This window comes from Streptomyces sp. NPDC002490, assembly GCF_040296045.1.
Taxonomy (GTDB): Bacteria; Actinomycetota; Actinomycetes; order Streptomycetales; family Streptomycetaceae; genus Streptomyces.
This window is the reverse complement of sequence record NZ_JBEOWM010000041.1, coordinates 24563-51443: the sequence shown is the minus strand read 5'-3', so window position 1 is coordinate 51443 and position 26881 is coordinate 24563. Positions and strand designations below refer to the sequence as shown.

The following is a 26881-nucleotide window of genomic DNA, read 5'->3' as shown; positions in this document are numbered from 1 at the left end:
CCCGGGCAAGGCGTCGTCCCGTCCCGCCCGGCACCCACGTACCGGACAGGGATGGCCGATACCCGCTCCTGCCGGGAGAGGAGCGCCGGCGTTCCCGGTCAGACCGCAGGTTGAGGCGGGTGGGTCCCCAGGACTGATGTGACGGCCCGGGACGGAACGGCATGCTCGTGAACTCCTGCACACGGCACGCGTGTTGTGTGCATCGATGCAGTTCGACAGGAGTCACGGAACATGCGGTTGAAGCATCTGGCACCCGTCCTGGCCGTGGGGGTCCTCACCGGGCTCTCCCCCGCCCTCACCGCGGGCCCCGCCGCCGCGGCGGGAGGGACACCGGCGGCCCCCTCCCCGGGGCAGGCCCTCGACTGGCGGGCCTGCGACCTCCCCACGAACCCCGACTACCCCACCCCGGCGGGAACGCAGTGCGCCACGGTCACCGTGCCGCTGGACCACCGCAAGCCCGAGGGCAAGAAGATCGCCCTGGAGGTGGCCCGGATACCGGCCGCCAAGCCGACCGAACGCCTCGGCGCCCTCTTCCTCAACCCGGGCGGCCCCGGCGGCGAGGCGGTGCGGACGGCGCCGGTGCTGGACGCGTTCGTCCCGGACGCGGTGAAGGACCGCTACGACCGGATCGCCTTCGACCCCCGGGGCGTGGGCCTCAGCACCCCGCTCGCCTGCGGGCTGACCCCGGAACAACGACCCGGGCTCCACCCGTACTCGAAGACCGGCTTCGACCGGGCCGTCGCCCTCAACCGCGACTTCGCCGCGAAGTGCCGGGCCAAGCACGGGGACGACCTGCTCCAGTTCACCACCCGCAACACCGCCCGGGACGTCGACCTGATCCGTGCAGCCCTGGGCGAGGAGAAGACCCACTACCTCGGCTACTCGTACGGGAGCTACCTCGGCGCGGTCTACACCCAGATGTTCCCGCAGCGCGCCGGACGGATCGTGCTCGACAGCGCCGTCGACCCCAAGGAGGCGTGGCGCGGCCAGTGGCGGGCCTGGGGCCCGGAGACGCACCGGCAGTTCGAGCGCTGGGCGCGCTGGGCCGCCCGACACCCGGACACCCACCGGCTCGGCGACACCCCGGCGAAGGTCCGGGCGTCCTTCTGGAAGCTGGTCGCCGCCGCCGACCGCAGCCCCCTCCGGCTGGAGGGCGGCTCCCTCGACGGGGACGGCCTCCGGGAGGTCCTGTGGTCCAGCTTCGACACCGTGCGGTCCGCCACCGTGGTCGTCGACAACCTGCGGCAGGTGGCCGCGGGCCGGCCCGCCGGGGAGTTCCCGCCCGGCACGCTCCCGATCCTGGACGAGTGGCCCGACCCGGGGGCCTCGGCCGCCTGGTCCGTCCTCTGCAACGACGCCTCCTGGTCGAAGGACCCGGAGTCCTACCGCGCCCAGGCCCGGCGCGACAAGGCCCGCTACCCGCTGTACGGCGACTACGCCTCCAGCATCACGCCCTGCGCCTTCTGGAAGGACCCGGTCGAACCGACGACCCGGGTGGACAACACCGTCGGCGCGCTGATCGTGCAGAACGAGTGGGACGCCCAGACCCCGTTGAAGCAGGCCCGGGGGATGCGCGCGGACCTGAAGGGCTCCCGGATGGTGGTCGTGGCGGGCGGCGAGGACCACGGCGTCTACGGCGCGGGCCGGAGCGCCTGCGCGGACGGGGTCACCACCCGCTACCTCCTCACCGGCAAGCTCCCGGCCGGTGACGTCACCTGCCAGGCCGATCCGGCCCCGCGCGGCACGACCGTCCCGCAGGGGACGGACCCCGTGCTGCCGCTCATGCGCTGACGGGCGTCCGCCGAGCGGTCGACCGCGGGAGCGGGTGTGTCGCGCTGATGCACTACCGGCCGTTGATCGGGGTGCGGGGAATCGAACTGCGGACGCACGGGACGACCCTGTACAACAGTCTGTACCGCGCAGATGACCAAGTGCTGGTGAACGCCCACGTGTGGAGTGTGAACGCGTACGGAGCGCCCGTCCGGTATCTTCGACGGAATGGCGCAGGGGGGATGTTCGACACCTACGCCAACAGCTTCGACGCCGTGTGGGAGACCGCGGGCCTCGTGGAAGGCTGAGCCCATGGCACGGACCGAGTACCACGACGACCCGAACGCGCCGGAGCCCAACAGCATGGTGGTGGCGGCCTCCGCCGTCGTGACCGACGACCGGGGCCGTATCCTCCTCCAGCGCCGCCGGGACAACGGACTGTGGGCGCTGCCGGGCGGCGGGATGGACATGAACGAATCGCTCCCCGGAACGGCGGTCCGGGAGGTCCGGGAGGAGACCGGGCTGGAGGTGGAGATCACGGGTCTCGTCGGTACCTACACCGACCCACGCCACATCATCGCCTACAGCGACGGAGAAGTGCGGCGACAGTTCAACGTGTGCTTCCGGGCGCGTGTCGTCGGCGGGTCGCTGGCCATCTCCGACGAGAGCACCGAGCTTCGGTTCGTGCACCCCGACGAGTTGGACGTGCTGCCCCTGCACCACACCCAACGGCTGCGGCTGACGCACTTCCTGGAGTATCGGCCGAACCCCTACCTGGGGTGACCTTCGCCCCCGGCCCGCCCCCTCCGTAGGGCCTGTCCGGCGGATCTTGCCGGACAGGCCCCTGGTCCCGAGGAGGGCTCAGCGCTTGAGCGTGAAGGTGAAGTCGCCGGAGAGCTTGCCGCTCAGCCGGACTGCCGAAACGAGTTTGCCTTCCGTGATCAGTCTCTCGACCTCGGCCCGCGAGAGACCGCACCCTTCAGCGATCAGTCGCACCGGCCGGACGGGGATCCGCGCCGCGAAGCGGACCGAGACGTCGATCACGTCGCGGTCCAGGTGATCCGATCCACCGGTGTCGAGACGCCAGGCGCCCGCCCAGTCGAGGGCGATGCGGTTCCGGCGCCGCAGGACCGGATCCTGGAGCAACTCGGCTGCCAGGAAAGGGTCGTTGTCATGCATCCGGTCCAGCAGCTCAGGTCGTACGGAGCGCACGTTCATCCGCTCCAGGACTGTGAGCTTCGCCGTGTCCCCGCAAGCGGCGCAGAGCATGAGCAGCCAGGCGTCGAGGAGCTTGTGGTTCGCGTTGACGCGGAATTTGCCGTTCGCCCGGAAGCGGTCGGAGCCGTACGCGGGACAGCGGCGGAGAACGGTCGGCAGGCAGGTGGGAATGACCACCCAGTTGTTGAGCACAGAAGCACACCGGTTCCAGTGAGAAGTCCGCAGCAAAAAGCAGCGCGGCGCACAGGCGCGACGCGCGACAGATCAGCACTCGGGAGGTCTCACAGGGTGTACAACGGCACGTCCTTGCCTAGACAACTTGGCTCGGCAGCACGGTAATGGCGCACAGCGGCGCTGCTCCACTGGATTTCGAGCGCGCCAGTCGGAGCCCCTGCGGCCGGGCGCCGTCCCACTGCCACCGGCCGGTGTGGGCATGCAGATTCAGGGTGAGCACGGGGCACTCCCGCGGCCTCGAAGTGAGATGGGCGGCAGCGTTGCGCTGTCGCCCGTTTGGACACCGCCCGCTCAGACCTTCAGGGTGTCGTACGAGTGCTGGGTGTCGGAGCTGCCCGCTTCCTTCTGCTCCGGTCCGGCTACGCGTGGTCGGCTTGCGGGAGGTCGGCCACGAACGCCTTCCAGCTGGGTGCGGCCACGGTGACGACCGGGCCCGTGGTGCGCTTGCTGTCACGGAACGCCACTTGGCCGTGCTGCGTGCGTACCTCGACGCAGTTGGCCGAATTGTTGCTGTGCGAGGACTTCACCCACCCGCTACCTCCTCACCGGCAAGCTCCCGGCCGGTGACGTCACCTGCCAGGTCGATCCGGCCCCGCGCGGCACGACCGTCCCGCAGGGGACGTTCCCGGTCCCGCCGTTCACGCGCTGACCGCCGGTCGCCGAACGTTCGCAGGCCGCGCAGTCGGCGGCCACCCGGCGGTCGGGCTGCGCGCTCGCGGACCCCGCACGGCTGGTGCTGGGTCCAACCGCGGGTCCCGCCCCGACCGGCGCTGGGGTGGGGCGGGGCCGGATACGCCGAACGATCCACGGTGCCGGCACCGGCTACCGTGAGGAACCCGCCCGGATGCGAAAGGATGCCTCCCATGTTCGCGATGCGCCCGGCCACTCCCGATGATCAGGACGGTATCGCCCGGGTGGTGCGCGCCCGCAGTACGTGGCTGGAGGAGCGCGACATGCCGAGTTGGCGGGAGGCCGCCGGCTCCATCGCCGGCCAGGCTGCTGACCCCCACTTCCCCGTCTGGGTCCTGGTAGAGGACGGGGGCCGCGTCGTGGGGTGCACGTCGCTGTTCGAGCAGACGCCGCCGCTCGGCTGGACCGAGGAGGAGCGGGCCGAAAGCGCCTACTTCCTCGCCACCTCGTGCACCGACCCGACCTATCAGTGGGCGCGCCCCGGCACGCTCATGGCCTGGTGGAGCGTCGACAAGGCCGCCCGGGAGGGCCGGACCTGGGTGCGTCGGGGCTGCGTCTACGAGCGCCTGGTCCGTCATAACCTGGCGCAGGGTTTCCACGTGGTGCGCGCCCTTGAACGGGAGGGCATGGAGCTGCGGCTGATGGCCCGACGAGCGGAGCCCATGCCGCAACTGGCCGACATGTTCGAGGGAACGGCGACGGCCCCCGGTCAGTGAGTCGGACGCCGCCTTCCGAGGGCAGCACGTCCTCTGGAGGCGGTTCCGCACCGGGCCGAGTGGACGCCCGCACCGTCCTGTGCGTTCCCCCGGTCAAGTCAGCATGGTGCGGCAGGCAAGGTGCAGATTCAGCACGTCGTACAAGTCAGCGTCGTACAACTCGGCGTAGACACCGGCGCGGAGACGGTCACGGACAGATGCCAGGCCGTCAGGGTCGACCAGGTCCACATCCATCAGCGGCGAACCCTCGGTCAGCATCTGGTCCACGTACGTGAGCGCCGGCCCGGTCAGCGCTCGCTCCATGACGGGCGCGAACGACTCCCGTAGCCTCGGTTCGGCGACTTCCTCCCCGAGGCCGAGCGCCCGGAGGCGGTCGCGGTGCAGTCGCTTGCGGGACCGCCACGGCCGGGGCAGCCACTCCCCGAATTCGATCAGGCGCGGGTCTGCGAACGGATGGACGGGCCAGACCCCTGCTCGCAGCGCCAGTGGTGCGAACGTGGAGAGGCCGAGCAGCGTCATTTCGTTGATGACACTGGCGGGCGCCAGGCCCTGTTCGGCGTCCGCCAGGGCATCCACCGCAGCGGATCCCAGCCACGGTTGAACGGGCCGTCCGACGCCCACCGGAAGGCTGGTCGCCTCGGTGCTGGTGACGGACACCATTTCATCTCCACCCACGCCGGTGACGACCGTACGGACCCCTGCCCGGGCCAGCGCCACCAGGAGCGCTGTCGTGGCCTCGGCGAATGGCTCTTCGTACGGACTGACCGGTTGGCCACCGGTGCGGCACCCGGCAGCCCCGAGCGGCAGCCAGTCGAGTGCGTCCACGGTGGTGTCCCGCGCGGCGAACGGAAGGCGAGCGCGCATCAGGCCCCGCCGGCGCCGCTGCTGCTGCCCCTCAGCGCCGGGCAGCAGAATGGCGGACGTTCGCACCTGGTCCGGGTGACGCTGTGCCAGGAACGTGGCGATGACGGCCGAGTCCATACCGCCGGACACGTGCGCACTGGTCACGTCCGGATCGTAGACGTGGCCGTCCACGACCTCTTCCAGGAGCTCCTCATACGCATCCAGCACGTGCGCACCGGGCACCAGTTCGCGGGCGCGCCCGTGCTCGGCCTCGTCCGGCATGTGGAAGGACAGTTGCCCACCGGCCCAGACTGCGGTGGCCCGCTCAGTCAGGCGGTGGACGCCGGTGAACGCCGTCTCGGTGCAGTACCGCAGGCGTAGGCCGAGCAGTCGGGCTGCCTCCCGCACACAGATGCCGCCAGCGCGCAGCTGCGTCATGTCCCACGACCCGGTCAGCCTGCCGTCGCCGGCCGCCAGGTATACCGGCGCAACGCCACCGAACCCGGCGGTGAGCGTGGTGCGGCCGGGGATGGTCTCCATGATGATCGTGTCCAGTGGCCAACGCGCCGCGTCGCGGCGAGCCTTGTCGTACTCGGCGGTGGCGAGCCGGCGCGGTCCGGGGACGACGGCCGATCGGCCCGGCCGTCGCTCACGGACCAGGACCAGAGTCCGGGTGCCGTCGGTGAGGGCGTAGTGTTCCACGGCCGGGTGGGCGTAGGGTTCCAGCCAGTCGGAGCCCCTGCGGTACCGGGCGCCGTCCCACTGCCACCGGCCGGTGTGGGCGTGCAGATCCAGGGTGAGCACGGGGCACTCCCGCGGCCTCGAAGTGAGATGGGCGGCAGCGTTGCGCTGTCGCCCGTTTGGACACCGCCCGCTCAGACCTTCAGGGTGTCGTACGAGTGCTGGGTGTCGGAGCTGCCCGCTTCCTTCTTGTACTCGTAGCGGTCGGCCATGCTCGGAACCGAACGGTCGGCCCGCGTCGCGAACAGGCGGTCAGTCCGGTTGGCAGGCAAGGCGGGGACGATGGTCAGAACCTCGTGTTCCGCCTGCGCCTCCAAGATGGGCGCCTCCGCACCATCGGCCTGGTGAGTGCCTCGTGTGGACCTGCCCCAGTGGTTCATTCCGGTAGCTCCTCGCTTGCTTGGTGGAGGCGTGGCTGTTTGCGTCCTCGTGGCTACTGGGAGACAGATACCCGTGATGGCGGTGCTGTATTGCTTCGCTGCGGTTCCACGCACGTGCGCCCCCGGTCCCGGTGTGGGCGGGTGGGGGCGCTGTGCGTGCTCCGGTCCGGCTACGCGTGGTCGGCTTGCGGGAGGTCGGCGACGAACGCCTTCCAGCTGGGTGCGGCCACGGAGACGACCGGGCCCGTGGTGCGCTTGCTGTCGCGGAACGCCACCTGGCCGTGCTGCGTGCGTACCTCGACGCAGTTGGCCTGGTGAGTGCTGTAGGACGACTTGACCCAGCGGCTATCCACCCTGGTAACTCCTTGCTGTGTCGGCGAGGATTCGGCGAGACACGTCCTCATCCTGTGCTGCGGACCAGATGCCCTCAAATGCCGCGGTGTACTGCGTCACTTCGGCCTCCTTGTCGTGATAGTAGCCCCCGGTAAACGTGTCGCCGTAGACGGTTGTCGGCTCTCCGACCCCCCCTGTGGGGGAAGGAAAGCGCATGACGACGAACGCGCCAGCGATTGCTCCCGGGTGTGCCCCCGCCATCAGGGGAATGACCCGGAGCGAGATGTGAGGCAGCCCTGCCATGTAGACCAGGTGCGCGAGTTGCGCGGCCATCACCTGGTCATCGCCAATAGGGCGTCGCAACACCGTCTCGGACAGCGCCGCGCGGAGAACCGGGGGCCGGGTTCCGGTGAGGATCGCCTGTCGCGCCATCCGAAACCGTACCCGGGTTTCGATGTCCTCGGAGGGCGCGTGCGGGAGGACGGTCCGGACGACCGCGCGTACATAGTCGGCAGTCTGGAGTAGTCCCGGCATTACGTCAGACTCATACGTGTCGATACGGCTGGCCGCCGATTCCAGGCCCGCTAGGACATCGAACTCCACAGGTACCGTGTCCCCGAAGGTTTGCCACCACGACGGGGTCTTGGCCTGGCGTGCCAGGTCCATCAGGGCATTCGTCGCGGCTTCGTCCGCCCCGTAGACGCCGCACACCATCTGCACGTCGAGCGCACGCAGCGGGGACCGCCCGGTCTCGATACGCCACATCGTCGTCTCCGACCACTCGAACCGCTTGGCCGCGGCCCGCAGGGTCATACCGGCCTGCTCCCGCAACTGACGGAGGCTCCGACCAAGCTGTCGCCGGGGCACGGTGGATGCGTTTCTGTTGCTCATGAATTCCCCGATCCGCCGAGTCTTGCAGCACAGTTGCAAGGCTCTTGCACCGTGCACGACCAGGCTTTTTATTTTCCACTCAAGGGTTCTTTTCCTTCGGCAGTGTTGCAGCCGCGGAGCCCGGACGGGCAGTTTTGGGTGAAGACAACACCCGCCCAATGGTGGGTAGTTGACTGGTGTCACTCACATGAGGAGAAAAATGCAACACCTGAACCCTCAGCCCCCATCGTCACCTGAGCCGCCGCGTCCGTCGTTGGCCGAGATTCGGTCGGGCGACCGTGGCGCCCCGCCTCCGCCCGGGGGTGACTGGGCGGCGGATCTGGCCGTCGAGTTGTTGTCCGCTGCGGCGAAGCAGGCGCGGATCGAGTTGCCGGGGTTGTCGGTGTTGGAGGACGGGGCGCGGCCTCCGTTGGTGTATCTGGGGTGGTGCAACGGTCGGGCGGCGGAGATCATCGCGGAGGCGTTGACGATCCGGCACCTGGCGAACGTCCGGGCGGGTCAGGGATGAGTGGGAGTCGAGCGCGCCGTGGTCGTCGGCAGCGGTACCGGTACCGGGTGACGGCGGACGGGGCCCTGTGGGGCGGCATCATCGCGTTGATGACCTGGGGGTCCCTGATGGTCGTCGCCGTCCTCGTCGCCACGGAAGGCATGTGAAGGACCCCGCCCCATCCAGCGGGCCGGCCGTAATCGGTGCGCTCGTGTACGACCCCACCAAGGGCACCGCCGGACGCGTCATCGACCGCTACCACCGCCACCACCACCCCGTGGCACTCCTCCAACGTCCCGGCGGACGCCCCTGGGAAGCACGACCCGAAACCCTCCGCCCCGCCACCCCCCACCAAGGGCACTGCTTCGCCGTACTGGAGCGCCGGCACCTGGCCGCCGTGCGCGTCGCCGGTGCGAGGCGCCGCGGCGGCGGCCACTGAGAAGACCGCGTTCGCCGGGATCGTCGATCCCGGCGAACGCGGTCGGGCCGCAGGCGGCGCGGAGCGCTATGCGACCGGTTCGGCCTGCTCGTCGGGGGTGGTGTCGCAGCAACCGCCGGCGGCGGCGTCCGGGGTGGGTGCCTCGCCCATCAGATCGGCGTCGGCCTTGACCACGTACACCTCCCAGGGCTCCCGGCCGGGGCCGGTCACCCAGACCTTGTCCTGGAGCGCGTAGCAGCAGGAGGTGTCGTTCTCCTCGAAGGTGGCGAGGCCGGCTTCCTTGAGGCGGGCCGCCGCCGCGGTGACCTGGTCGGTGGCGGTGACCTCGACGCCGAGGTGGTCGAGGCGGGTGTCCTGGCCGGGCTCGCCCTCGATGAGGACCAGCTTCAGCGGGGGCTCCGCAAGGGCGAAGTTGGCGTAACCGGGGCGTCGCTTCGCGGGTTCGACGCCGAACAGCTTGGCGTAGAAGGCCACCGAGGCGTCGAGGTCGGCGACGTTCAGGGCGAGCTGGACACGGGACATGACAGGTCTCCCATCGGCTTGTATCGAAGTTCATCGATGTAACACCTCCGAGGTTGCCTCTTGGATCGAAGAACGTCAACATAGAAGAATGTCGAATCAAGAGTGGGTGGCGCTCGGCAAGGCCCCGGGCCCCGCCGTGGAGGGGTCCGGGGCGGAAGGGTCCGCCGCGGAAGGTCCCGGCGCGGAGGGTTCCGGGGTGGCGGACTGCTGCCCGGGGCTGCTGTCCGCGCCGCTGGACCCCGAGCAGGCGGAGACCCTGGCGAAGGTGTTCAAGGCGCTCGGGGACCCGGTGCGGCTGCGGCTGCTGTCGATGATCGCCACCCGGGCGGGCGGCGAGGTCTGCGTGTGCGACCTGACCCCCGCGTTCGACCTCTCCCAGCCGACCATCTCCCACCACCTCAAGCTCCTGCGCGAGGCCGGGCTGATCGCCTCCGAGCGGCGCGGCACCTGGGTCTACTACCGACTGCTGCCCCAGACCACCGACCGTCTCGCGGGCATCCTCACCCGCCCCGCCGGCACCCCGCTCCCCGACACCGCGTGCGCCCCCGCCGCCGGGGTCGGGGAGTGAGCGCCCCGGCCCCCGCCACCGACGGAACGGCGGGGCGGTTGTCGTTCCTGGACCGCTACCTCGCCCTGTGGATCCTCACCGCGATGGCCGCCGGGCTCGGCCTCGGCCGGCTGGTGCCCGGCCTCGGCGACGCGCTGGCCTCGGTGACCGTGGCGGGGGTGTCGTTGCCGATCGCGCTCGGGCTGCTGGTGATGATGTATCCCGTCCTGGCCAAGGTGCGTTACGACCGCCTCGACACCGTGACCCGGGACCGGCCCCTCCTGGTGTGGTCGCTGGTGCTGAACTGGGTCGTCGGTCCGGCGCTGATGTTCGCCCTGGCCTGGATCTTCCTCCCGGACCTGCCCGAGTACCGGACCGGCCTGATCGTCGTCGGGCTCGCCCGCTGCATCGCCATGGTCATCATCTGGAACGACCTGGCCCGGGGCGACCGCGAGGCCGCCGCCGTGCTCGTCGCGCTCAACTCCGTCTTCCAGGTGGTGGCGTTCGGGCTGCTGGGCTGGTTCTACCTCGACCTGCTGCCCGGCTGGCTCGGCCTGACCACGACCGGCCTCGACGTCTCCGCGTGGGAGATCGGCTCCAGCGTCCTGGTCTTCCTCGGCGTCCCCCTCGCCGCCGGCTACCTCACCCGCCGCCTCGGCGAGCGGGCCCGCGGACGCGACTGGTACGAGAGCCGCTTCGTGCCCCGGATCGGCCCCCTGGCCCTGTACGGGCTGCTGTTCACCGTCGTGATCCTCTTCGCCCTCCAGGGCGAGGCCATCACCTCCCGGCCCTTCGACGTCGCCCGGATCGCCCTGCCGCTGCTGGTGTACTTCGCCCTCATGTGGGCCGGGTCCATGGCCATCGGCAAGGCCGCCGGGCTCGACTACCCGCGGGCGACCACACTGGCGTTCACCGCGGCCGGCAACAACTTCGAACTCGCCATCGCGGTCGCCATCGCCACCTTCGGCGCCAGCAGCGGCCAGGCGCTCGCCGGGGTGGTCGGCCCCCTCATCGAGGTGCCCGTCCTCATCGCCCTCGTCCACGTCGCCCTCAGGGCCCGCCGCCTGTTCCCCGGCGGCGGCCTCCCCCCGTCCCCCGCCCCGGAGGAACCGTCCCGTGCCTGACCGCCCCGCCCCCGAGCCGTCCGTGCTGTTCGTCTGCGTCCACAACGCCGGACGCTCCCAGATGGCCGCAGCCTTCCTCGCCCACCTCGCCGCGGGCCGCGTCGAGGTCCGTTCCGCAGGCTCCGCGCCCGCCGAACACCTCAACCCGGCCGTCGTCGCCGTCATGGCCGAGAAGGGCATCGACCTGCTCGGCCGCACCCCCGCGCTCCTCACCCCGGACGCCGTCCACGCCTGTGACGTCGTGATCACCATGGGCTGCGGCGACACCTGCCCCGTGTTCCCCGGGAAGACCTACCTCGACTGGCAGGTCGACGACCCCGCCGGCCGCAGCCCCGACGCCGTCCGCCCCATCCGCGACGACATCGAGCGCCGGGTCCGCGCGCTCCTCGCCGACCTCGGCGTCCCCGCGCCCTGATCCCGACCGGTCCGGACCGGCAACGTCCCGCACTCGTCGACGGCCCGCCCCGGTGTGCGGTCACCGCAGGTCACAGCGGTGAGGCCGAGGGGGCGACGAGGGCGGGACCGCCGGGAACCGCCGGCACGGAACCGAAATCCCGGGCGCTGTCTGACGTGATCCGCCGGTATCCGCCCGGATAGGGCACAATTCCCTGTAATCACAAGGAACTTGCGTCCGCCTCCGGTCAACTCCGCATGCGGCAACGTGAGTGCGGGGACTCAGGGGCACGGAGTGGACGCGGTGGCGCTACCGGCGGCGGGACGGGACGACATCCACGAGGGCGGCTGCGCGTGCGGGGACTGCCCGCACGGCGCGCGGGCCGGGCACCGGCGCGCGGTGCGCGCCTTCCTCACCCGGCGGGAGGAACTGGCCGCCGGGCGGGGCGTGCCCGCGGCCGTCGCCCGTTCCGCCGCGGCCACCCGACAGTGGGTGTCCGACGAACTCACCCAGTCCGCCGGGGTGGTGGCCGCCCGGGGCCGGGCCGCGGGCACCTCGTGGCGGGCGTCGCTGTGGCCCGCCACCCTCGCCGTGGTGTGGGGGGTCACCGGGGCGGTGCTCGCGGTGCAGACCTTCACCGCCTTCGGCACCGGGTGGACGACCACCCGCACCGCCGGGCTGGTCGCCACCGTGATCGTCGCCGTGCTGCTCACCGCCGCCGCCCGGGTGCACCGTGCCAACGGCGGGGTGCTCGCCCCGCTGATCGGCGAGGACAACCGGCTCTCCACCTCCCGTGCGGTCGCCGCGCTCTGGGTGCTGTTCGTCGGGTACGCGGTGCTGGTGCTGGCCGGGCAACTCGCCGGCGCCTCCGGGCACGCCGAGCGGGACGCCCTGATCGACGGCCTGGCGCTGTCCCGGGGCGCCGGCACGCTCACCGTGGTCGCCGTGCTGTGCGCGGTGGCCGTGCTGGTCCGCCGGGTGGTCGCGGTACGGGTGTTGGGCCAGCGGCTCCAGAAGGTGCGCGCGCTGCGCCCCCGCGCCGCCGACCTGCTCACCGACGACTCCGGCCGCGGCAGCTTCACCGACGTGCAGTACGTGCTGGTGACCGGGGTCGCCCTGGTGTTCACCGCGGTGCGCCTGGCCCGCCGCCCGGAGCGCTTCCCCGACCTGCCGTGGGGCCTGGCCGTCCTGGTCCTCGTCTCCGCGGTGACGTACCTGGCCGGCAAGTACGCGGAGGGCGGCCGTCCGGTCATCCACTCGGTGGTCCGCGCCCGCGAGGCCGGCGACCTGGACGGCCCCATCCGCGCCGGCGACGACATCGAGGTCCGCGGCGCCGGTTTCGTCCCGCCCGGCGGCCACGAGGCCGAGGCGCTGACGCGGCTGGTAGTCCGCATCGGCGCGGTCCACGTCCACGTGCCCCTCGTCCCCGTCGCCGGCGGCTTCACCAACCCGTCCGACGGCATCCTCACCGTCCCCGTCCCGGCCGAGGTCGAACCCGGCACGGTGGAGGTCCAGGTGGTCACCGCGGCCGGGATAGAGACCAACCGGGCCGTGATCCAGGTGGCGGCGGACTGAGGGCGCCGGGGCCGCCGGTCCGTCCCCGCCCCGAAGGCGAGCAAGGTCTCGGCGGGACCCTCGACGGGCGGGCCGGGGCCGGACCGGTAGCGCCCCGGCGACCCGGAACGCCGCACCGGTGCCGGCGGACCCGTCAGGGGGACCCGCCGCACGTCCTCGCCGACAGCGCGGCTCTCGCCCGCTTCACCACCGCCACGAACGCGGGGCCGAACCTTTCCCGGCATTCACCGGAATCGACTGTGGCTCGTCCACGATCACGGATTCACCGAAGACGCATGCGGTGACCGCTAGATGATTTCGAAGTGTGAAACCTGCGGAGGACGGTTCGGGAAGCTGATGTCGGTCCACCGGTTGATGCGCACCTTGGAGCCGTTCGCGTCGTGGTAGATGATGTCGTTGTTGCCCGTCGAAATGCGATCGACCCACCAGTTGCCGAACGATATCTTGCCCCTGTTGGCGTAGCAGTCCACGCTGGTAGGCCCCCACGCATGGTGCGACCAGACCTTCAGGAAATCCGTCCGATTTCCGCAGGGAACTTCGTTGATGGCGTACGCGTTGCCCGCGGGCATCGCGATCGTGACGGCCGCGGTGGCCGCTATCGTCACGGCCAGGGACCGGGTGATCCTCTTCGTCTTTGCGATCACAACTCTCCTCTATCCAGCGTTCGACGGGAGGGAGCCTTGCGGTCGGATGTATTTTGGCTCGCCAAGGCGGCGAGTCTTCCCGAACGCGTGCACCGCTCCATTGCCTCGGGATTGCCCGACCAAGGTCCCGCACCGCCGCTACGGATGGCAAGGGGATCGTGACTCTCCGGACCGGAACGCGCCCCTAAGCGACTGGATCGAATCCATTTCGAAAAAGGCAGGATGATGTGTTCTTTGGTTGTGGATCTCCGTAGCCGATTCTTGAATTCCTCATCGTCGGCGAGATCCTTCGGTGGAGATCGGCGATGGTCAGGGGAAGGCCGTCGTGCGTCATTCCCCCGGAACGCCCGGTGCGGTGCGGGGCGGTCAGCCGTCGGCGGTCACGGGTCCCGGCGCGGGGCCACCGAGGTACCTGGCGGTGAACTCCGCCAGTCGCTCGCGCATCTCCCCGCGGGTCATGCCCTTCTCTCCGGCGAGGTGTTCGACGAGGTCGGCCCGGGTGGCGGCGAGCAGCGCATGGGCGGCGAAGTCGTGATCGGTCAGCCCGGGGACCCGTTCCAGCGCATCGCGGAGCAGGGCGTGCCAGCGCTCGTACTGGTCCGTCCGGTACGGGCTGCCCGAGCCCGTGTCCTCCAGGGCCAGCGCGAGGCGGCGGTTGTCGAGCTTGAAGCACAGGACGGCGTCGAGCAGGGCCGGCACCCGCTGGGCCGGCGGGGTGGCGGGCCCGAGGGGCGGCGGGCCCTCCTCGATCGCCTTCCGCACCGGTTCGAGCCGGGCTTCGTACAGCGCGCGGAGCAGCCCGCCGCGGTCGCCGAAGGCGCGGAAGACCGTGCCCTTGCCGACGCCCGCGGCGGCGGCGACGTCGGCCATGGTCACCTCCTCGGGGCGGTGGCACCGGGCGAAGAGGCGGTCGGCGGCCGCGAGGGCGGCCGCCCGGTTGCGGACCGCGTCCTTGCGCGGCCTTCGCTCGGACATGCGGCGTCCTCCATTGCGATCCGGACCAGCGGTCCGTATCTTCATCGATACGGACCGCTGGTCCGGATTCTATGGGAGGGGTATCCGCGTGCCCGACGTCACCTCGCCGACGGACCCGTACCGGCACGGCCCGCGCCTGCTGCCGGACGAGGGCGTGCCCGACCCGCCCGCCGTCCCCGACCCGGGCGGGAACCGCGCCGCCGGCGGCGCCCGATGACCGCCGCCGGCACCACGCTGGTCATCGGCGCCACCGGCACCACCGGCAGCCGCACCACTGCGCGCCTGGTCGCCGCCGGGCACCGGGTCAGGGCCGCCAGCCGCCGCGGCACCCCGCTGCCCGGCGCGGAGCCGGTGCGCTTCGACTGGTTCGAGCCCGCCACCTTCGACGGCGCCCTCGCCGGTGCCGACCGCGTCTACGTGGTCCCGCCGGTGGGCGAGCCGGACCCGGCTCCGGTGGTGCTGCCCTTCCTCCGCCGGGCGCGGGCCGCCGGTGTGCGCCGCGCGGTGCTCCTCAGCTCCTCGGCCGTGCCCGAGGGCGGTCCGGCCGTGGGGGTCGTGCACCGGGCCCTGCCCGGCCTGTTCGACGAGTGGGCGGTGCTGCGGCCCTCCTGGTTCATGCAGAACTTCACCGGCAGGCACCCCCACGCGCGGAGCATCCGCGAGGACGGCGTCATCCTGACCGCGACCGGTGGGGGCCGGATCGGCTTCGTCGACGCCGACGACATCGCCGCCGTGGCCGTGCACGCGCTCACCGACGACCGGGTGCCCGACGGCGACCTGGTCCTGACCGGACCGGAGACGCTCGACCACGACGAGGTCGCCGCCGTCGTCACCGAGGTCACCGGCCGTCCGGTGGTCCACCGCCGTCTGTCCCACGACGAACTGCGCGACCGGCTGGCCGCGTGGGTGCCGGTGGAGTTCGCCGCCCTGCTGGCCGGGATGGACCGGGCCATCGAGGGCGGTGCGGAGGACCGCACCACGGACACCGTCCGACGCCTCACCGGTCGCCCGCCGAGGAGCTTCCGGCTGGTCGTGGAACGGGAGTGGGGGCGCGCCCGCTGACCCGTCCCTCGGGTTCCCGTGAACGTCGGGGTGGGGCGCGACCGGGCCCCGGTGGCCGGCCCGATCCGCGCCGCGGGTCCGGACCGCGCACGGGCGGCCCGTCGTCACTTCCGCGCGGCGACCTTCTCGGCCACCAACCCCTCCTCCGGGTCGGCGCGGAAGGTCGCCTGCCAGGCGGTGGGCTCGCAATCGGGGCCGTTGGGCTGGTACTTGGCGAGGCGGGGGATCGCCCGGTCCTTGACGATGACCTCGCCCTCGTCCTCGTCGTCCCGGGAGGTGACCGTCAGGCGCACCGCGACGTGGTCACCGCCGATCTTCTCCGACACCGGAATCGTCAGCAGGGCTTCCGGTTCCTTGGGGTTGCCGGAGGGTTTCTCCTCGCAGCGCTCCCAGACGCACAGCCTGACGGTCGCCGCGTCCCGGTCGCCGAAGTCGGCGGGCCGCCAGGCGAGGGTGACCCCGGACTCCGCGCCGATCTCGGTGCAGGCCCGGTCATCCGGGGTCGAGGAACAGCCGGTCAGCGCCGCCGCCAACGTCACCCACGCCGGTGCGGTTCTCCACGCCCGTGCTCCGTCCATGTGTTGCCCCCTCGGGTCCGAGTCCGTCACGACCACAGCAGTGGAACGGCCTCGGGCTCGCCGGGGGCCGGGAACGCCCCCGCGGCCCGCGCCCCGCCCTCCCCCCGTCCTACCCAGTCCGCCCCGCGGCCACCCGTGCGTCCAGGGAGAGCACCCGCGCGCCGGCCAGCACCAGCGGGGTCCAGGCCAGCAGGTAGACCAGGTCGTTGCCGTAGTAGTAGGGGGTGGTGGACCAACTGACGGTCAGCCACAGGGTCAGCGAGACGAGGGCGCCGCCCAGGGCCGCGGTCCGGGCCAACAGTCCGACCAGGGTGGCCGTGCCCACCGCGATCTCCGCGAAGGCGATGGCGTACCCGACGGAGACCGGGTCGTGGAGGGCGAGGTCCACCAGCCGGGGCACTGCCGAACCGTCCCGGACGTTGCTCATCAGGTCGCCGACGGAGCCCAGGCCCGCCTCCTGGAGGAAGAGCCCGTCGGTCAGCTTGTCGACGCCCGCGTAGAGGAACGTCGCTCCGAGGAAGAGCCGCAGCGGCAACAGCGCGTACCGTCCGGCGAGTTCGCGCCAGTTGCCGGCACGGCGGGGGACGGCGTCCTCCTCGTGGGGCTCCGGCGGGCCGACGTCCTGGTGGGTCGAGCCTCTGGTGCGCGTCGATCGAGCAGCATGCGCGGAGTGGGCCATGGTCGCCGCCTTTCGCCCTCGCCTGGTCCGGGAGACGTGCGCGGGGTCACTCGTGTCCCCACAGGACCATACGGAGCGCGGCGCGGGGTGACTCACTCGCCGGGCGGTGAGTTCTCCGTGTCCCCTGCACCCTGTCGTTCCCGGGCGGCGGGGCGGGTGCGGTGGTTGCTGCGCACCAGCATGGTGACCACCCCGACCAGTGCGGCCAGGCCCAGGCCGGCCACCACCAGCGGGGCCAGCGTCCACCAGGGGAGGTCGCCGTCGTCGGCGGCGTCCACGAGGTAGAGCACGCCCGCCGTCAGCAGGACCAGTCCGGCGATCAGCCGGCCGGGCTGGAACTCATGGCGCGACACGGTCCACCTCCGCCTGTCCGAGACCCACGTCCAGGGTCAGCTTGAAGGTGCCCGGGTCCGCCACGGGCTCCACCGGGTCGAGGGTGACCTCGCGGAACCGGTCCGGCGCGATGTCGATGTCGTTCTTCCGGTCGCCGGGCAGTTGGACGTCCCCCAGCCCCACCGAGACCTTCAGGTCGACCCGGGCCTGCGGCGGGACGATGATCCGCAGCCGGCCCGCGCCGACCTCGACGTTCGAGGTCACCGTACGGCCCGGTGCCGGCACCGCCCGGCGCAGGTCCAGGGTGCCGACCCCGGTGCCGACCAGGTAGTCCGGCTTCACCTCGGCGGCGGACGCCGGGGTCCAGGTGGTGCGCAGCCAGTCGGTGGAGATCGAGTGCGGCAGGGCGGTCGCGGCGGTGAGCAGTCCCGCGGTGAGCAGGGCCAGCACCACCGTGCCGGGGCCGGTGCGGCCGAGGAAGGAGCTGACCGCGATGCCCAGGCCGAAGACGGCGAGCGCGGCGGCCAGTCCGGTCTGGAGGCTCACCGACAGCGCGGAGGAGTCCCAGGTCGTGGCGGTGCCGAAGACGGCGGCGAACACCGCCAGGGAGGTCACCGTCCCGCCGAGCTGCCGCCCGCCGGGGCGCGGCGCGCACCGCGAACGCTCGGCGCCGGCGCGCGCGGTGCGCGCCGCGCCCCCGCCCGGTGCGCCGGCCGGCGGGGCCAGCACCTCCTCCGGCGCCCACAGGTACCCGGTGGTGCTGCCGGGCGCGCCGTCCTTGACCAGGGGGTCCCGCCACCAGGAGCCGCCGGAGTGCGGGGCGGGCGGGGCCGTGGTCTCCGGCGGGGCGTCGGCGGCGGCGTGCGCGGCCAGCGGGTCGGGGTCCTGTGCGCCGCGGTGCCGCGACCAGTACCCGGCACCCGCGAGCAGCAGGGCGAGCACGGCGCCGGAGGTCAACAGGCTGGTGTCGTGCAGCATCGACAGGAACGCCCCGCAGCCGACCAGCGCGAACACCACCGCCGCCAGGGCGGGACCGTCGACCCGGCCGGTCAGCATCCGGCGGGCCTCGTTCTCCTCCTCGCCCTCGAAGGGGACGAACAGCCAGACGAACCCGTAGAAGATGAGCCCGAGCCCGCCCGCCACGCTCAGCACCGCCAGCACGATCCGGAAGACCACCGGGTCCATGTCGACGTGGCGACCGAGCCCCGTGCAGACGCCGCCGATCATCTTCTGCTCGCGGACCCGCCGGAAGCGGTCCGGGGCCCGGCCCGGCGGGTCCGCGGCGGCGGTCCCCGGGCCGTCCGGCGCCCCGCGGCCGGGGGCGGCGTGCTGCTGCTCGCTCATGGCTCCATGGTGACGGGCCCCGCGGTCGGGCGGGGACCGGGGCGACCCTGGTCGGACCCTGAGATCCCCCGGGGAGCCGCCTCCGGGGCCCGGGCACCAGGGGCTTCTGGGGGTCGAACCCTGATGCCCGGCCCGCGCGGGGCGTGTGACGATCGGGGCATGCCCGATGCCGCGACGGTGACCGTCGACGAACCCCGCCCCCTGCGCAAGCTGTACCGCAGCGGAGACGGCCGCTGGCTGGGCGGGGTGGCCCGGGGGCTGGCCGGGCACCTGGGGCTGCCGGTGGTCTGGGTGCGCCTGGTGTTCGTGGGCCTGCTGAGCGCGGACGGCCTCGCGGCGCTGCTGTACGCCGCGTTCTGGTTCTTCGTGCCGCTCGGGGTCGGCGGCATCGACGCCGAACGACCCCCGCCGCTGACCACCGAGACCGCCCCGGACGGACGGCGCCGACTGGTCGCCCGCAAGCCCGACAAGGGCCAGATCTTCGCGCTGCTCGCCCTGCTGCTGGTGGCCATGGTGTTCGTCAGCAGCGTCGACCTCAGCACCACCGCCAAGGCGTACCTGTGGCCCACCCTGCTGGTCGGCGCTGGCGTCGCCCTGGTGTGGCGGCAGGCCGACAACGCCCGTCGCGCCCGCTGGGCGGAGGCGTCCCGCCGGCGCCGCAACCTCGCCCTGGCCCGTTCCGCGGCGGGCGTCCTGCTGGTCGGCACCGGCGTCACCGGGATCTTCGTGCTCCAGGGCTCGGCCGCCCACCTCGGTTCGATCCTCCAGGCGTCGCTGGCCGTCCTCGTCGGCATCGCCCTGCTCGCCGGCCCCTACCTGGTGCGGATGACCCAGGACCTGTCGGAGGAGCGCACCATGCGCATCCGCGCCCAGGAACGCGCCGAGGTCGCCGCGCACGTCCACGACTCGGTGCTGCACACCCTGACCCTGATCCAGCGCAACGCGGAGCACGCCGGCGAGGTCCGCCGGCTGGCCCGCGCCCAGGAACGGGAGCTGCGCGCCTGGCTGTACAAGCCCGACGGCACCGGTCGGGACGAGGAGGAGGCCGAGGGCCCGGGCAACGTCGCCGACGCGGTCCGCCGGCACGCCGCCGAGGTCGAGGACAAGCACGGCGTGCCCATCGAGGTCGTGGTCGTCGGGGACTGCCCGCTGGACGACCGCCTGACCGCGCAGACGCAGGCCGCGCGCGAGGCGATGGTCAACGCCGCCAAGTACGGTGGCCAGGGCGGCGCGGTGCAGGTGTACGCGGAGGTCGAGGCGGACAGCGTCTTCGTGTCGGTCCGCGACCGGGGACCGGGCTTCGACCTCGACGCGGTTCCCGCCGACCGGATGGGCGTACGAGAATCGATCATCGGCCGGATGCAGCGCCACGGCGGCACCGCGCGGCTGCGCGCCGTGCCCGACGGCGGCACCGAGGTCGAACTGACGATGGAGAGGGCGGAGAAGACGCCATGAACGACGCGAGCGGAACGCACGGACAGCCGGCGGGCCAGGGCGGTCGGCCGGACGGCCGCCGGGTGCGGGTGGTCCTCGTCGACGACCACCGGATGTTCCGCACCGGGGTGCAGGCCGAGATCGGCCGGACCGAGGAGACCGGCGTCGAGGTCGTCGGGGAGGCCGCGGACGTGGACCAGGCGGTCGCCGTGATCACGGCCACCCGCCCCGAGGTGGTCCTGCTCGACGTGCACCTGCCCGGCGGCGGCGGGGTCGAGGTACTGCGCCGCAGCGCCCCGCTGATGGCCGACCCCGAGACGCCGGTGCGGTTCCTGGCGCTGTCGGTCTCCGACGCGGCCGAGGACGTCATCGGCGTCATCCGGGGCGGCGCCCGCGGCTACGTCACCAAGACCATCACCGGCACCGACCTGATCGACTCGGTGTTCCGCGTCCAGGAGGGCGACGCGGTGTTCTCGCCGCGGCTCGCCGGCTTCGTCCTCGACGCCTTCGCCTCCACCGACGCGCCCCCGGTGGACGAGGACCTCGACCGACTCACCCAGCGGGAACGCGAGGTGCTGCGGCTGATCGCCCGCGGCTACGCGTACAAGGAGATCGCCAAGCAGCTGTTCATCTCCGTCAAGACGGTCGAGTCGCACGTCTCCGCGGTGCTGCGCAAGCTCCAGCTCTCCAACCGCCACGAGCTCACCCGCTGGGCCACCGCCCGCCGGCTGGTCTGAGCCCGCCCCGCCCGGCCGGGTAAGGGCGACCTGGCCGGGAGCTGCCGGAACGCCGTGATTAGAGTCCGCCCCATGGACGTACTCATCCATCTGCTCGTCGGTCTGCACATCATCGGCATCGCCTCGCTGCTGGGCGGGTTCCTCACCCAGATGAAGGCGATGGGCGAGGGCCGCGCCCGCTACACCCCCGCCATGCTGCACGGCGCCCTCACCATGCTGGTGACCGGAGTCGCCCTGGTCGGCCTGAACGAGGCGGACGGCAACGCCGTCAACAACATCAAGATCGGCGTGAAGCTCGCGCTGCTCGTGGTGATCCTCGGCCTGGTCTACGTCAAGCGCGACGAGGAGAGCATCGACAAGGGACTGTTCGGCCTGGTCGGCGGGCTCACCACGGCCAACGTCTTCATCGCCGTGCTGTGGACGTGAGCCACCCCACCCGGCCGGGCCGCACGGCCAGGCCGAACCGGTCCCGGTCTGTCAGTCGGGCGGCCTAGGCCCTTTCTTTTGGGTCTGGCTGGGTCAGGGAGCGGGGTCTGGTGCCGTGGATCGCAAGGCGGAGGAGGGAGCCCACGCGGAGCGTAGGCGACCGACGACAACGCCGCGAGGCGCGGCACCAGGGCACGCGAGCCCGGCAAGAGCCCGAAAGAGAGGGCCTAGACTCGGGAGGCGATGAGCAGCCTTTTCGACGACAGCTTCCTCGCGGGACTCCAGCACCCGCGCTCCGCAGCGGACGAGGAGCCCCCGCCGCCCGAGGACGGGGGTCCGGACGAGATCCCGGACGACCTCTTCGGCGGGCGCTTCGACGGGCCGGTGCCGCACGACGCCCACTACCGCGACGGCGCGCCGCGCCCGGTGGTGGACCCGGCGGTCCTGTTGGAGGGGCTCAACGAGGAGCAGCGGGCCGCCGTGGTGCACGCCGGCTCGCCGCTGCTGATCGTCGCGGGCGCCGGCTCCGGCAAGACCCGGGTGCTCACCCACCGCATCGCGCACCTCCTCGCCGCCCGCGGGGCGCACCCCGGTCAGATCCTCGCGATCACCTTCACCAACAAGGCCGCCGGCGAGATGAAGGAACGCGTCGAGCAGCTGGTGGGCCCGCGGGCCGCCGCGATGTGGGTCATGACCTTCCACAGCGCCTGCGTGCGCATCCTGCGCCGCGAATCCAAGAAGCTCGGCTTCACCTCGTCGTTCTCCATCTACGACGCCGCCGACTCCAAGCGGCTGATGGCCCTGGTCTGCCGGGACCTGGACCTCGACCCCAAGCGGTACCCGCCCAAGTCGTTCAGCGCCAAGGTCTCCAACCTGAAGAACGAGCTGATCGACGAGGAGGACTACGCGGCCCAGGCGCAGTCGGAGCCCGGCGGCTTCGAACGCGTCCTCGCCCAGGCGTACGCGCTCTACCAGTCGCGGCTGCGGGAGGCCAACGCCCTCGACTTCGACGACCTGATCATGACGACGGTGCACCTGCTGCGCGCCTTCCCGGACGTCGCCGAGCACTACCGCCGCCGCTTCCGGCACGTCCTGGTCGACGAGTACCAGGACACCAACCACGCCCAGTACGCGCTGGTCCGGGAGCTGGTGGGGACGGCCTCCGGCGGCCGGACCGAGGACGAGCCGCCGGCTCCGGACGAGCTGCCGCCCGCCGAACTCTGCGTGGTCGGCGACGCCGACCAGTCGATCTACGCCTTCCGCGGTGCCACCATCCGCAACATCCTCCAGTTCGAGGAGGACTACCCGGACGCCACCACGATCCTGCTGGAGCAGAACTACCGCTCCACGCAGACCATCCTGAGCGCCGCCAACGCCGTCATCGAACGCAACGAGAGCCGCCGTCCCAAGAACCTGTGGACCAAGGCCGGCGCCGGCGCGGCGATCACGGGCTACGTCGCCGACACCGAACACGACGAGGCCCAGTTCGTCGCCGACGAGATCGACCGGCTCACCGACGCCGGCGAGGCCAAGGCCGGCGACGTCGCCGTCTTCTACCGCACCAACGCCCAGTCCCGGGTCTTCGAAGAGGTCTTCATCCGGGTCGGGCTGCCGTACAAGGTGGTCGGCGGGGTCCGCTTCTACGAGCGCAAGGAGGTCCGGGACGTCCTCGCCTACCTGCGGGTGCTGGCCAACCCGGAGGACTCGGTGCCGCTGCGCCGCATCCTGAACGTCCCCAAGCGCGGCATCGGGGACCGGGCCGAGGCGATGGTCGACGCCCTGGCGCAGCGCGAGAAGATCAGCTTCCCGCAGGCCCTGCGCCGGGTGGACGAGGCGTACGGCATGGCCGCCCGGTCCACCAACGCGGTGCGGCGGTTCAACGTGCTGATGGAGGAGCTGCGCACCGTCGTCGAGTCGGGCGCCGGCCCGGCCACCGTGCTGGAGGCGGTCCTCGAACGCACCGGCTACCTCGCGGAGTTGCAGTCCTCGACCGACCCGCAGGACGAGACCCGGATCGAGAACCTCCAGGAACTCGCCGCAGTGGCCCTGGAGTTCGAGCAGGAGCGGAGCGCCGCCGCGGAGGCCGCCGAGGAGGGCCCCGCCGAGGGCGCCCCGGCGGTCGGCGGGACCACCCTCGCGGAGTTCCTGGAGCAGGTCGCCCTGGTCGCCGACTCCGACCAGATCCCCGACGAGGAGGACGGCAACGGCGTCATCACCCTGATGACCCTGCACACCGCCAAGGGCCTGGAGTTCCCGGTGGTGTTCCTCACCGGCATGGAGGACGGCGTCTTCCCGCACCTGCGGGCCCTCGGCCAGACCAAGGAGCTGGAGGAGGAGCGCCGGTTGGCGTACGTGGGCATCACCCGGGCCCGGGAGCGGCTCTACCTCACCCGGTCCACCCTGCGCAGCGCCTGGGGCCAGCCCTCCTACAACCCGCCCTCACGGTTCCTGGAGGAGATCCCCGAGACGCACCTGACCTGGAAGCGCAAGGGCGCGCCGGCGGCCCCCGCCTTCGGCGCGACCTCCGGGATCGCCGCCTCGCTGTCGTCCAGCAGGTCCCGCTCGGCCGGCTCCGGGGCCTCCGGCTTCGCGACCCGCCGCGCGGGGGAGAAGCCGGTGGTGGCGCTCGCGGTCGGGGACCGGGTGACCCACGACCAGTTCGGTCTGGGCACGGTGGTCGGGGTGAAGGGCGCCGGTTCCAACGCCGAAGCCACCGTCGACTTCGGGGACGAGAAGCCCAAGCGGCTGCTGCTGCGGTACGCGCCGGTGGAGAAGCTCTAGGAACGCCGGTGGGGGCGCCTCCGTCACGGAGGTGCCCCCACCGGCGTGTGCTCGGGGTGCTGCGATCAGGTCGGGTCGAGCCCGTGGCTGCGGAACCAGGCCAGCGGGTCCACCGGGGAGCCGCCGCCGGGACGGACCTCGAAGTGCAGGTGCGGGCCGGTGGAGTTGCCGGAGTCCCCGGAGTAGGCGATGACGTCGCCCGCCTTCACCGGACCGTTCACCACGGTGTACCGGGAGAGGTGGCAGTACCAGGTCTCGGTGCCGTCCTTGGCGGTGAGGATGACCATGTTGCCGTAGGCGGGGTTGATCTGCGTCCGGACCGTGCCGTCGGTGGCGGCCTTCACCGGAGTGCCGTAGCCGACCGGGAAGTCGATGCCGGTGTGCAGGGACATCCAGTTGATGCCCGCCTGGCCGTAGTACGCGCTCAGCCCGTTCCGGTCCACCGGCAGGGCGAACTTGGGGCGCAGCCGTTCCTTGCGGGCGGCCTCCTCGGCGGCCCGCTTGCGCTCCGCCTCCTGCCGGACCTTGAAGTCGATGCGCTCCTGGGTGCGGCTGGCCCGGTCGGCGAAGTCGCCGGCGTCGGCGGAGAGACCCGCGATCTGGGTGTCGAGCTTGCTGTTGACGACGGACGGCTTGACCGGGGCGACCTCGGGCGCGGCGACCGTGGTCTCCTTGTCCCCGGAGTCGCTGCCCAGACCGACGGAGGCGGCGGCGATGCCGGCCACCCCCATCACGCAGGCGGAGGGCACCGCGACGGTCAACAACGCGGACCGCTTGGCCGGGGTGCGCCCCGCGGGGGTGCGGCGACGCGAGCGGGACCGGCCGCCGGGGGCGGTCCGCTGCGACAGCACCACGGGGCCCATGTCCAGGGAGTCGACGTCCTCGGCGCCGCGGTCGGCGTCGCCGAACGCGGTGTCGGTGAGGGCGGTGTCGGTGAGGGCGGGGAGGACGCTGGTCGCGTCGTGCTCCAGCAGCGCGGAGGTGTCGAGTCCCGCGCAGATGGTCTCCTGCTGGTCGAAGGAGGCCGGCGCGGGTGCCGGATAGCCCTCCGACCCGGTGGGACCGGGCTGTCCGTAGGGCTCCGAGGTCCCCTGCCCGTCGTAGGCGGGGTACGCGTCGTACAGGGTGGCGTCGGCGGCGCCGGCGGAGTTCCAGGCGGTCGCGTCGTACGCGCCGGAGTCGGTGCCGGTGACGGCGAATTCCTGGGGGGCGAAGGAGCCGGTGTCGTAGGTCGCCCCGGCGAACTGCTGCGTCTGCCACTGGCCGGTGTCGACGGAGGGCACCGCACCGGGCTGCGCCTCCTCGGGGAGTCCGTCGAGCGGATACCCGTGGACCTCCCAACCGCCGCCGGTGGCATAGGAGTCGGTGGCTCCGGTGTCGTACGCCTGCTGCTGCGCCGGATAGGTCTCGTAGCCGCCGAACGCGGCGTGGGCGCCGGTGTCGACGCCGTCCGGATACGTCGCCGGCGCCGCGGCCCAGGTGCCGCCGTCGTAGGCGTCCACGCCGTCCGAGGGGGCGGCGGGTCCGCCGTACAGCGGGTCGGGGTCGTAGCCGGTGGCGAACGAGCCGTTGACGTGGCCCCCCTGGTCTCCGTAGCCCCCGTAACCATGGTGCTGGACGCCCTGGTCGTACGTTCCGAAGGGGAACGCATCCGCTTCCTGCGGTACTTCCGGGGGAGTAGCGATCCCCGCCGAGTGACGGTCGTTCACCAACTTCTCTTTCGCTCGGAAGTCAGGAGCTGGGCTGGGACCTGACGGCGGTGCCGTGCGGGGTGGGCCCAGGGGGGCGGAGCAAGTGCGGCGACTGTACCCGGCGGTATGCGGGCGGGACAATCTTCGTCGGGTTTCCCGTCGGCGTGAAAGGGGCATTCGGTCGCCTTTTGACGGCCCCTCGACGGAGCCTTGGCCGTGCGTTCGATTAACGTTCGATCATCGGGCGTACTTGTGGTAGGGGGGCGGTGGGGGCACGTCCGCGGTCGAACGCGGAGGGCGTGCGGGGGCGTGTCGCGGGGTGGGGGAAGCGCGTCGGGGCGGTCGGGATCAGGGGCGACCGGGGTGGGTCCGGACGGGGAGGGTCTCGTTCCGTCGCCCCTCGGGAGGGGGGAGCGGGGGGAGGTGCGGAGTACGGAGCGGACGCAGATGTTCCGGTTGCCGACGTCGGATGTGATCTCGGTCACGGTCGACCGGTGCGTGTCCGGTGCGGGCGTGGCGGCCCCGACCCCGTCACCGTCGAGCACTTCCCGGACACCGGAGGTGACCGCCCGGCGGCTCGCGGGCGCCCGGCGCCCCGTCCCCGCGCGGGGCGCCGCCGCGGGCTCCTCCCGCGTGTGATTTCCCCCTCGGCCGGCTCCGCGGAGCTGACGGCCGGCCCCGCGCCCGGGATAACGTTCGTTCACCAACCGGGTCCACGGGGCCGGGGGCACCGGCCCGACCGGCGACGGAGCACCCGTCGACGTCCGGGGGCACCGTGGGTGGACGCCCCCCGGCGGTCCGTTCTCGTACGTACTGGGAGGCAGTGATGGGTGTGACAGCCGGGCCGATCCGCGTGGTGGTCGCCAAGCCGGGACTCGACGGCCACGACCGGGGCGCGAAGGTCATCGCGAGGGCGCTGCGGGACGCCGGGATGGAGGTCATCTACACCGGACTGCACCAGACCCCGGAACAGATCGTCGACACCGCGATCCAGGAGGACGCCGACGCGATCGGGCTCTCCGTCCTCTCCGGCGCCCACAACACCCTCTTCGCCCGGGTCCTCGAACTCCTCGCGGAACGCGACGCGCAGGACATCAAGGTCTTCGGCGGCGGCATCATCCCCGAAGCCGACATCGGCCCGCTCAAGGAACGCGGCGTCGCCGAGATCTTCACCCCGGGCGCCACCACCACGGCCATCGTGGAGTGGGTGCGGGAGAACCTCCGCACCCCGTCCGCCCAGGCGTAGCGCCACCCGCGGCCGCCGGCCCCGGACGCACGGGAGGGCCGGCACCG

Annotated in this window: 30 protein-coding genes and 1 pseudogene; 17 read left to right on the top strand and 14 right to left on the bottom strand. The window is 72.3% G+C overall.

Annotated features, from left to right (window positions below; all coding sequences use genetic code 11):
* Nucleotides 1-231: 231 nt before the first annotated feature.
* The 3 genes and pseudogenes from ABT092_RS23660 (at nucleotide 232) to ABT092_RS23650 (ending at nucleotide 2553) form a co-directional block, all read left to right on the top strand.
* A complete protein-coding gene (locus tag ABT092_RS23660) occupies nucleotides 232-1791 on the top strand; it encodes an alpha/beta hydrolase (protein WP_351247042.1) in 1560 nt (519 codons plus the stop codon).
* 38 nt (nucleotides 1792-1829) lie between these two features.
* Nucleotides 1830-2078, top strand: a pseudogene (locus ABT092_RS23655) (transcriptional regulator); the annotation flags it as partial.
* A gap of 4 nt (nucleotides 2079-2082) precedes the next feature.
* On the top strand, nucleotides 2083-2553 hold the full coding sequence (locus tag ABT092_RS23650; RefSeq protein ID WP_351247040.1) for an NUDIX domain-containing protein: 471 nt from the start codon (nucleotides 2083-2085) through the stop codon (nucleotides 2551-2553).
* 78 nt (nucleotides 2554-2631) lie between these two features.
* Here ABT092_RS23650 and ABT092_RS23645 read toward each other — a convergent pair whose 3' ends face one another.
* A complete protein-coding gene (locus tag ABT092_RS23645; RefSeq protein WP_351247038.1) occupies nucleotides 2632-3180 on the bottom strand; it encodes a DUF1062 domain-containing protein in 549 nt (182 codons plus the stop codon).
* A 401-nt stretch (nucleotides 3181-3581) separates the two neighbouring features.
* Nucleotides 3582-3749 (bottom strand): DUF397 domain-containing protein, encoded by a 168-nt coding sequence (locus ABT092_RS23640; RefSeq protein WP_351247036.1) that lies wholly within the window; start codon nucleotides 3747-3749, stop codon nucleotides 3582-3584.
* Between the two features lie 336 nt (nucleotides 3750-4085).
* Between ABT092_RS23640 and ABT092_RS23635 the strand changes: the two genes are divergently transcribed.
* Nucleotides 4086-4628: a GNAT family N-acetyltransferase gene (locus ABT092_RS23635; protein ID WP_351247035.1), complete on the top strand. Its 543-nt coding sequence runs from the start codon at nucleotides 4086-4088 to the stop codon at nucleotides 4626-4628.
* A 93-nt stretch (nucleotides 4629-4721) separates the two neighbouring features.
* On the opposite strand, the gene ABT092_RS23630 is transcribed toward ABT092_RS23635, so the two are convergent.
* From ABT092_RS23630 to ABT092_RS23615, 4 genes are all read right to left on the bottom strand, one after another.
* The gene (locus ABT092_RS23630; protein WP_351247033.1) at nucleotides 4722-6275 is read right to left on the bottom strand and encodes an asparagine synthase-related protein; all 1554 of its coding nucleotides are present in this window, start codon (nucleotides 6273-6275) and stop codon (nucleotides 4722-4724) included.
* 71 nt (nucleotides 6276-6346) lie between these two features.
* The gene (locus tag ABT092_RS23625) at nucleotides 6347-6484 is read right to left on the bottom strand and encodes a hypothetical protein (protein WP_351247031.1); all 138 of its coding nucleotides are present in this window, start codon (nucleotides 6482-6484) and stop codon (nucleotides 6347-6349) included.
* A 278-nt stretch (nucleotides 6485-6762) separates the two neighbouring features.
* Entirely contained in the window at nucleotides 6763-6945 is a 183-nt protein-coding gene (locus ABT092_RS23620) for a DUF397 domain-containing protein (RefSeq protein WP_351247029.1), read from the bottom strand.
* Nucleotides 6938-7816: a helix-turn-helix domain-containing protein gene (locus ABT092_RS23615; RefSeq protein WP_351247027.1), complete on the bottom strand. Its 879-nt coding sequence runs from the start codon at nucleotides 7814-7816 to the stop codon at nucleotides 6938-6940. Before ABT092_RS23615 ends, ABT092_RS23620 begins: the two co-directional genes overlap by 8 nt.
* A 253-nt stretch (nucleotides 7817-8069) precedes the next feature.
* Here ABT092_RS23615 and ABT092_RS23610 point away from each other — a divergent pair, with 253 nt between their 5' ends.
* Nucleotides 8070-8324, top strand: a complete 255-nt coding sequence (locus ABT092_RS23610; RefSeq protein WP_351247025.1) for a hypothetical protein — start codon at nucleotides 8070-8072, stop codon at nucleotides 8322-8324.
* Between the two features lie 190 nt (nucleotides 8325-8514).
* Nucleotides 8515-8742 (top strand): hypothetical protein, encoded by a 228-nt coding sequence (locus ABT092_RS23605; protein WP_351247023.1) that lies wholly within the window; start codon nucleotides 8515-8517, stop codon nucleotides 8740-8742.
* A 66-nt stretch (nucleotides 8743-8808) separates the two neighbouring features.
* Here ABT092_RS23605 and ABT092_RS23600 read toward each other — a convergent pair whose 3' ends face one another.
* Nucleotides 8809-9264 carry an ArsI/CadI family heavy metal resistance metalloenzyme gene (locus ABT092_RS23600; protein ID WP_351247021.1) on the bottom strand — a complete coding sequence of 152 codons (456 nt, stop codon included), beginning with the start codon at nucleotides 9262-9264 and terminating at the stop codon, nucleotides 8809-8811.
* Between the two features lie 88 nt (nucleotides 9265-9352).
* Here ABT092_RS23600 and ABT092_RS23595 point away from each other — a divergent pair, with 88 nt between their 5' ends.
* The 4 genes from ABT092_RS23595 to ABT092_RS23580 all read left to right on the top strand — a co-directional run bounded on the left by ABT092_RS23595 (nucleotide 9353) and on the right by ABT092_RS23580 (nucleotide 12904).
* Nucleotides 9353-9832, top strand: a complete 480-nt coding sequence (locus tag ABT092_RS23595) for an ArsR/SmtB family transcription factor (protein ID WP_351247019.1) — start codon at nucleotides 9353-9355, stop codon at nucleotides 9830-9832.
* Nucleotides 9829-10935, top strand: a complete 1107-nt coding sequence (arsB, locus tag ABT092_RS23590; RefSeq protein ID WP_351247017.1) for an ACR3 family arsenite efflux transporter — start codon at nucleotides 9829-9831, stop codon at nucleotides 10933-10935. The genes ABT092_RS23595 and arsB overlap by 4 nt, the downstream gene beginning before the upstream one ends.
* Complete coding sequence (locus tag ABT092_RS23585; protein WP_351247015.1) at nucleotides 10928-11350, top strand: arsenate reductase ArsC; 423 nt, start codon at nucleotides 10928-10930, stop codon at nucleotides 11348-11350. The genes arsB and ABT092_RS23585 overlap by 8 nt, the downstream gene beginning before the upstream one ends.
* 273 nt (nucleotides 11351-11623) lie before the next feature.
* A complete protein-coding gene (locus tag ABT092_RS23580; protein WP_502968492.1) occupies nucleotides 11624-12904 on the top strand; it encodes a hypothetical protein in 1281 nt (426 codons plus the stop codon).
* A 287-nt stretch (nucleotides 12905-13191) separates the two neighbouring features.
* Here the strand turns inward: ABT092_RS23580 and ABT092_RS23575 are convergent, their stop codons facing one another.
* Both ABT092_RS23575 and ABT092_RS23570 read right to left on the bottom strand, forming a co-directional pair.
* On the bottom strand, nucleotides 13192-13548 hold the full coding sequence (locus ABT092_RS23575; RefSeq protein ID WP_351247013.1) for a beta/gamma crystallin domain-containing protein: 357 nt from the start codon (nucleotides 13546-13548) through the stop codon (nucleotides 13192-13194).
* Nucleotides 13549-13914: 366 nt separating this feature from the next.
* Complete coding sequence (locus tag ABT092_RS23570; protein WP_351247011.1) at nucleotides 13915-14523, bottom strand: TetR family transcriptional regulator; 609 nt, start codon at nucleotides 14521-14523, stop codon at nucleotides 13915-13917.
* Between the two features lie 88 nt (nucleotides 14524-14611).
* Between ABT092_RS23570 and ABT092_RS23565 the strand changes: the two genes are divergently transcribed.
* Both ABT092_RS23565 and ABT092_RS23560 read left to right on the top strand, forming a co-directional pair.
* Complete coding sequence (locus ABT092_RS23565) at nucleotides 14612-14740, top strand: hypothetical protein (RefSeq protein ID WP_351247009.1); 129 nt, start codon at nucleotides 14612-14614, stop codon at nucleotides 14738-14740.
* A complete protein-coding gene (locus ABT092_RS23560; RefSeq protein ID WP_351247007.1) occupies nucleotides 14737-15585 on the top strand; it encodes an NAD(P)H-binding protein in 849 nt (282 codons plus the stop codon). The genes ABT092_RS23565 and ABT092_RS23560 overlap by 4 nt, the downstream gene beginning before the upstream one ends.
* A gap of 104 nt (nucleotides 15586-15689) precedes the next feature.
* On the opposite strand, the gene ABT092_RS23555 is transcribed toward ABT092_RS23560, so the two are convergent.
* From ABT092_RS23555 to ABT092_RS23540, 4 genes are all read right to left on the bottom strand, one after another.
* Nucleotides 15690-16163, bottom strand: coding sequence for a hypothetical protein (locus tag ABT092_RS23555; RefSeq protein ID WP_351247005.1), 474 nt, complete (start codon nucleotides 16161-16163; stop codon nucleotides 15690-15692).
* A gap of 109 nt (nucleotides 16164-16272) precedes the next feature.
* Complete coding sequence (locus tag ABT092_RS23550) at nucleotides 16273-16842, bottom strand: DoxX family protein (RefSeq protein ID WP_351247003.1); 570 nt, start codon at nucleotides 16840-16842, stop codon at nucleotides 16273-16275.
* 92 nt (nucleotides 16843-16934) lie between these two features.
* A complete protein-coding gene (locus ABT092_RS23545; RefSeq protein ID WP_351247001.1) occupies nucleotides 16935-17195 on the bottom strand; it encodes a hypothetical protein in 261 nt (86 codons plus the stop codon).
* Complete coding sequence (locus tag ABT092_RS23540) at nucleotides 17182-18519, bottom strand: PspC domain-containing protein (RefSeq protein WP_351246999.1); 1338 nt, start codon at nucleotides 18517-18519, stop codon at nucleotides 17182-17184. Before ABT092_RS23540 ends, ABT092_RS23545 begins: the two co-directional genes overlap by 14 nt.
* Nucleotides 18520-18678: 159 nt before the next feature.
* Here ABT092_RS23540 and ABT092_RS23535 point away from each other — a divergent pair, with 159 nt between their 5' ends.
* From ABT092_RS23535 to pcrA, 4 genes are all read left to right on the top strand, one after another.
* On the top strand, nucleotides 18679-19974 hold the full coding sequence (locus ABT092_RS23535) for a PspC domain-containing protein (RefSeq protein ID WP_351246997.1): 1296 nt from the start codon (nucleotides 18679-18681) through the stop codon (nucleotides 19972-19974).
* Complete coding sequence (locus tag ABT092_RS23530) at nucleotides 19971-20690, top strand: LuxR C-terminal-related transcriptional regulator (protein ID WP_351246995.1); 720 nt, start codon at nucleotides 19971-19973, stop codon at nucleotides 20688-20690. The genes ABT092_RS23535 and ABT092_RS23530 overlap by 4 nt, the downstream gene beginning before the upstream one ends.
* A gap of 72 nt (nucleotides 20691-20762) precedes the next feature.
* Nucleotides 20763-21116 carry a hypothetical protein gene (locus ABT092_RS23525; protein ID WP_351246993.1) on the top strand — a complete coding sequence of 118 codons (354 nt, stop codon included), beginning with the start codon at nucleotides 20763-20765 and terminating at the stop codon, nucleotides 21114-21116.
* A gap of 243 nt (nucleotides 21117-21359) precedes the next feature.
* Nucleotides 21360-23897: a DNA helicase PcrA gene (gene pcrA, locus ABT092_RS23520; protein WP_351246991.1), complete on the top strand. Its 2538-nt coding sequence runs from the start codon at nucleotides 21360-21362 to the stop codon at nucleotides 23895-23897.
* Nucleotides 23898-23962: 65 nt separating this feature from the next.
* Here the strand turns inward: pcrA and ABT092_RS23515 are convergent, their stop codons facing one another.
* Nucleotides 23963-25606, bottom strand: coding sequence for a M23 family metallopeptidase (locus tag ABT092_RS23515; protein WP_351246989.1), 1644 nt, complete (start codon nucleotides 25604-25606; stop codon nucleotides 23963-23965).
* A gap of 808 nt (nucleotides 25607-26414) precedes the next feature.
* Here ABT092_RS23515 and icmB point away from each other — a divergent pair.
* Nucleotides 26415-26834 (top strand): coenzyme B12-dependent isobutyryl CoA mutase small subunit, encoded by a 420-nt coding sequence (gene icmB, locus ABT092_RS23510; RefSeq protein WP_351246987.1) that lies wholly within the window; start codon nucleotides 26415-26417, stop codon nucleotides 26832-26834.
* The last annotated feature ends 47 nt before the right edge of the window (nucleotides 26835-26881 follow it).

Bases quoted from the DNA above. Each gene is read 5' to 3' on its own strand.
- ABT092_RS23660 (WP_351247042.1), top strand. From the start codon at position 232: ATGCGGTTGAAGCATCTGGCACCCGTCCTGGCCGTGGGGGTCCTCACC.
- ABT092_RS23650 (WP_351247040.1), top strand. From the start codon at position 2,083: ATGGCACGGACCGAGTACCACGACGACCCGAACGCGCCGGAGCCCAAC.
- ABT092_RS23635 (WP_351247035.1), top strand. From the start codon at position 4,086: ATGTTCGCGATGCGCCCGGCCACTCCCGATGATCAGGACGGTATCGCC.
- ABT092_RS23615 (WP_351247027.1), bottom strand. From the start codon at position 7,816: ATGAGCAACAGAAACGCATCCACCGTGCCCCGGCGACAGCTTGGTCGG.
- ABT092_RS23600 (WP_351247021.1), bottom strand. From the start codon at position 9,264: ATGTCCCGTGTCCAGCTCGCCCTGAACGTCGCCGACCTCGACGCCTCG.
- ABT092_RS23595 (WP_351247019.1), top strand. From the start codon at position 9,353: ATGTCGAATCAAGAGTGGGTGGCGCTCGGCAAGGCCCCGGGCCCCGCC.
- ABT092_RS23570 (WP_351247011.1), bottom strand. From the start codon at position 14,523: ATGTCCGAGCGAAGGCCGCGCAAGGACGCGGTCCGCAACCGGGCGGCC.
- ABT092_RS23560 (WP_351247007.1), top strand. From the start codon at position 14,737: ATGACCGCCGCCGGCACCACGCTGGTCATCGGCGCCACCGGCACCACC.
- ABT092_RS23555 (WP_351247005.1), bottom strand. From the start codon at position 16,163: ATGGACGGAGCACGGGCGTGGAGAACCGCACCGGCGTGGGTGACGTTG.
- ABT092_RS23550 (WP_351247003.1), bottom strand. From the start codon at position 16,842: ATGGCCCACTCCGCGCATGCTGCTCGATCGACGCGCACCAGAGGCTCG.
- ABT092_RS23540 (WP_351246999.1), bottom strand. From the start codon at position 18,519: ATGAGCGAGCAGCAGCACGCCGCCCCCGGCCGCGGGGCGCCGGACGGC.
- ABT092_RS23535 (WP_351246997.1), top strand. From the start codon at position 18,679: ATGCCCGATGCCGCGACGGTGACCGTCGACGAACCCCGCCCCCTGCGC.
- ABT092_RS23530 (WP_351246995.1), top strand. From the start codon at position 19,971: ATGAACGACGCGAGCGGAACGCACGGACAGCCGGCGGGCCAGGGCGGT.
- ABT092_RS23525 (WP_351246993.1), top strand. From the start codon at position 20,763: ATGGACGTACTCATCCATCTGCTCGTCGGTCTGCACATCATCGGCATC.
- pcrA (WP_351246991.1), top strand. From the start codon at position 21,360: ATGAGCAGCCTTTTCGACGACAGCTTCCTCGCGGGACTCCAGCACCCG.
- icmB (WP_351246987.1), top strand. From the start codon at position 26,415: ATGGGTGTGACAGCCGGGCCGATCCGCGTGGTGGTCGCCAAGCCGGGA.